The sequence below is a fragment of the Streptomyces sp. 8L genome, from assembly GCF_020176795.1.
Taxonomy (GTDB): domain Bacteria; phylum Actinomycetota; class Actinomycetes; order Streptomycetales; family Streptomycetaceae; genus Streptomyces.
Genome location: NZ_JAIUKE010000464.1, coordinates 5,373 through 9,417, shown reverse-complemented (window position 1 = coordinate 9,417; position 4,045 = coordinate 5,373). Strand labels below are relative to the sequence as shown.

The window sequence follows — 4,045 nt, the reverse complement described above, 5'->3', positions numbered from 1 at the left end:
CTCGCGGGCGGGGGGGCGGGCCGGCCCCGCCCCCCCCGCCCCGCGGGGGGGGGGGGCGCCCCCCGCGGGCCCCCCCCCCCGCGGGGGGCCCCCACCCCCCCCCCCGGGGCCGCGGGGGCCGCGCCCGACCCGCCGGCCGGGGGGGGGAACGCCGCCCGGACGGCGGCGCCGCGTGATGCCGCTACCTGCGTACGCCCCGGTGCAGGGCGACGATCCCGCCGGTGAGGTTCCGCCATGCCACGTCCGACCAGCCGCAGCGCTTCATCCGGGCGGCCAGGCCGCGCTGGTTGGGCCAGGCGCGGATGGACTCGGCGAGGTAGATGTACGCGTCCGGGTTGGAGGAGACCGCGCGCGCGGTGGGCGGCAGCGCGCGCATCAGGTACTCCTGGTAGAGCGTCTTGAAGGGGCCGAACACCGGGTCGGAGAACTCGCAGATCACGACCCGGCCGCCCGGCTTCGTCACCCGGTACAGCTCGCGCAGGGCCTGCTCGGAGTCCTCGACGTTGCGCAGGCCGAAGGAGATCGTCACGGCGTCGAAGGCCTCGTCCGCGAACGGCAGCCGCGTCGCGTCGCCGGCCGTGAACGGCATCCACGCGTAGCGCCGCTTGCCCTCGCGGAGCATCCCCATCGAGAAGTCGCACGGCACGACGTACGCGCCGGTCCGCGCGAACGGCTGCGACGACGTCGCCGTGCCCGCCGCCAGGTCGAGGATCTTCTCGGCCGGACGCGCGTTCACCGCCTTCGCGACCTCCTTGCGCCACAGGCGTGCCTGGCCGAGCGAGAGCACGTCGTTCGTGAGGTCGTACTTCTCCGCCACGTCGTCGAACATGGTGGCGACTTCTCGTGGCTTCTTGTCCAGGGATGCACGGGTCATCCCCCCATTGAATCAGCCCCAGTTCCGGCCCGGCGCGGCTACGCCCGCCGGTGGACCAGGCGCCCCGCGAGGACGGTCACCAGGGCGGTGCCGGCCGCACCGTCCGGCGCGTCCCGGCCGCCGGGGAAGACCGCGAAATCGGCGTTCCCGCCGACGACGAGATCGGCCGGGGCGGCGCGCAGGCCCGCGCGGCGCACCGCGGCGGCGACCTCCGGGCGCGTGAAGGGGCCGGCGGCGGCCGTCACCCCGCGCGCGAGCAGACGCTGCACGCCCCGGCGTGCGCTGGCGCTCCAGCGGGTGTCGGTCATCGCGACCGCGGCGACGGGCAGCGGCGCGGTGCCGAGGTCGCCGGCCTCGCGCGGGTCGGGCCAGTAGAACGTCTCCAGCAGGGCGGCGCCGTCCGCCGCGTACCGGCCGGGCTCCAGGGCCCCGTCCCAGGTCCGCACGCGCGCGCCGCCGCCGTCGCCGCCGTACTCCGCGAGCAGCTTCTCGTACGGCCCGATCGCCGCGATCCGTCCGCCGTCGGTGACGACCGCGAGCGAGGGGGTGACCGGTCCGTTCCGTTCGGTACGCACCCCGCCGGCGGGGTGGTGGACCGTCAGCACCGTCGCGGTCCTCAGTTGGCGTTGAGCAGCTTCAGCTCGGGGTGCGCCGTCCCGCCCTCGATCGCCGTGGAGGAGATGTGCGAGACGACACGGTCGTCGACCGGGTCGTTCGCCGGGTCGTCGTGCACGACGAGGTGCTCGTACGTGGTGGCGCGCTGCGCGGGGACGCGGCCCGCCTTGCGGATCAGGTCGATGATCTCCATCCGGTTGGAGCGGTGCTTGGCACCGGCCGAGGAGACCACGTTCTCCTCCAGCATGATCGAGCCCAGGTCGTCGGCGCCGTAGTGCAGGGAGAGCTGGCCGACCTCCTTGCCCGTGGTCAGCCAGGAGCCCTGGATGTGCGCGACGTTGTCGAGGAAGAGGCGCGCGATGGAGATCATCCGCAGGTACTCGAAGAGGGTGGCCTGCGTCTGCCCCTTCAGGTGGTTGTTCTCCGGCTGGTAGGTGTACGGGATGAAGGCGCGGAAGCCGCCCGTACGGTCCTGCACGTCACGGATCATCCGGAGGTGCTCGATCCGCTCGGCGTTCGTCTCACCGGTGCCCATCAGCATGGTCGTCGTGGACTCGACCCCCAGGTTGTGGGCGGTCTCCATGATCTCCAGCCAGCGCTCGCCGGACTCCTTCAGCGGTGCGATCGCCTTGCGGGGCCGCTCCGGGAGCAGTTCGGCGCCGGCGCCCGCGAACGAGTCGAGGCCCGCCGCGTGGATGCGGCTGATGGCCTCCTCGGCCGAGACGCCGGAGATCCTGGCCATGTGCTCGATCTCGGAGGCCCCGAGGGAGTGGATGACCAGCTGCGGGAAGTCCCTCTTGATCGCGGCGAAGGCCTTCTCGTAGTACTCGACGCCGTAGTCCGGGTGGTGGCCGCCCTGGAACATGATCTGCGTGCCGCCCAGTTCGACGGTCTCCGCGCAGCGGCGCAGGATGTCGTCGAGGTCGCGGCTCCAGCCCTTGGCCGTGTCCTTGGGCGCCGCGTAGAAGGCGCAGAACTTGCACGCCGTCACGCAGACGTTGGTGTAGTTGATGTTCCGCTCGATGATGTACGTGGCGATGTGCTCGGTGCCCGCGTACCGGCGGCGGCGCACGGCGTCGGCCGCCGCACCCAGCGCGTGGAGGGGCGCGTCGCGGTAGAGGACGACGGCCTCCTCGGGCGTGAGGCGGCCCCCCGCGGCGGCGCGGTCCAGGGCTCCGGCGATGTCAACGGACGTAGGGTCGGCCTTCTCGGTCACCGGAACGGGTCCTTCCACACGGGATACAACACAACCGCTTCAGCCTACGCCAGGGGCTTCGCGCGGCCCCCGCGCCTCACACCAGTGGCCGCGCCCCCGCCGGGGCCTCGGGCGCGGCCGTCCCGGCGGCGTCAGCGGCGTCAGCGGCGTCAGCGGCGTCAGCGGCGTCAGCGGCGTCAGCGGCGTCAGCGGCGTCAGCGGCCAAGGATCTCCACGTGCACGTCCGCGGGGTAGCCCGTGGTGGGGCCGGTGCGGCGGGCGAACTCCTTCACGCCCGCGAGCTGGCGCTCGCCGAAGCGGAAGTCCAGTGTCGTGAAGTACTGCTCAAGGAGCGAGGCGTCGAATGCCTCCCAGCGCGCCGCCTGCTCGGCGACCTTGGCGACCTCCTCCAGGGAGACGTCCCGCGACTCCAGGAACGCGCGGTGCACCTCCCGCACGGTCTCCGGCTCGCGCTCGAGGAACTCCTTGCGGGCGGCCCAGACGGCGAAGACGAACGGGAGGCCCGTCCACTCCTTCCACATCGCGCCGAGGTCGTGGACCTGGAGGCCGAGGCGGGGCGCGTCGTGCAGCGAGGCGCGCAGGGCGGCGTCGCCGATCAGCACGCCGGCCGGCGCCTCCTGCATCATCAGGCCGAGGTCGGGTGCGCAGCGGAAGTACTCGGGGGTGACGTGGTGCGCGTCCGACAGCAGCAGCTGCGCGAGGCGCACCGCCGTGCGCGAGGTCGAGCCCAGGGCGACCTTCTGCCCGTCGAGCCGGTCGAGTGGCACCTGCGAGACGATCACGCACGACATGACGTCCCCGTCGCAGCCGACGGCGACGTCGGGGAACGCGACCAGCTGGTCCGCGTTGCGGAGGTACTCCACGAGGCTGATCGGCGCGATGTCGAGATCGCCCCGCACGAGCTGGTCGTTGAGCTTGTCCGGGGTGTCCTTCGTGAGCTCCAGATCGAGAAGTGTCCCGGTCCTCGCGAGGCCCCAGTACAGGGGCAGGCAGTTGAGGAACTGGATATGGCCGACGCGTGGCCGGTTTCGGCTGCGGCCGGTCCCGGCGGGTCCTGTGGCTTCCCGGGCTGACGTGTTTTCTTCTGGAGTGTCCACATCGTGAGGCTAAACCCGGGGGGTCGCCGCGACGGCCGCGGGGCCGGGGCCCGCGCCGCCCCGGTACGCCCGTCCGGGGGAGCCGGCACGGGCGGCGGGCCGGCTCGCCGCCCCCGGCGCGAAAGCTCCGGGCCGGGGCCCGGCCCCGGCGGCGGGGGGGGGGCCGGGGCCGGGGCGGGGGGCGGGGGGGGCGCCGCGGGGCCCCCCCCCGGGCCCGGCCGGGGCCGGCGCGCGGGCCGCGGC

At 74.0% G+C, this 4,045-nt stretch carries 4 protein-coding genes; all 4 read right to left on the bottom strand.

The annotated features are described in order from the left end of the window. Positions 1–181: 181 nt before the first annotated feature. The 4 genes from LCE31_RS31155 to LCE31_RS31140 all read right to left on the bottom strand — a co-directional run bounded on the left by LCE31_RS31155 (position 182) and on the right by LCE31_RS31140 (position 3,802). Entirely contained in the window at positions 182–874 is a 693-nt protein-coding gene (locus LCE31_RS31155) for a demethylmenaquinone methyltransferase (RefSeq protein ID WP_225020292.1), read from the bottom strand. 38 nt (positions 875–912) lie between these two features. Next, on the bottom strand, positions 913–1,479 hold the full coding sequence (locus tag LCE31_RS31150; RefSeq protein ID WP_374118602.1) for an imidazolonepropionase-like domain-containing protein: 567 nt from the start codon (positions 1,477–1,479) through the stop codon (positions 913–915). Positions 1,480–1,490: 11 nt separating this feature from the next. Then, positions 1,491–2,705 carry a cyclic dehypoxanthinyl futalosine synthase gene (mqnC, locus tag LCE31_RS31145; protein ID WP_225020290.1) on the bottom strand — a complete coding sequence of 405 codons (1,215 nt, stop codon included), beginning with the start codon at positions 2,703–2,705 and terminating at the stop codon, positions 1,491–1,493. 194 nt (positions 2,706–2,899) lie between these two features. After that, positions 2,900–3,802: a menaquinone biosynthetic enzyme MqnA/MqnD family protein gene (locus LCE31_RS31140; RefSeq protein ID WP_374118601.1), complete on the bottom strand. Its 903-nt coding sequence runs from the start codon at positions 3,800–3,802 to the stop codon at positions 2,900–2,902. Positions 3,803–4,045 lie beyond the last annotated feature (243 nt).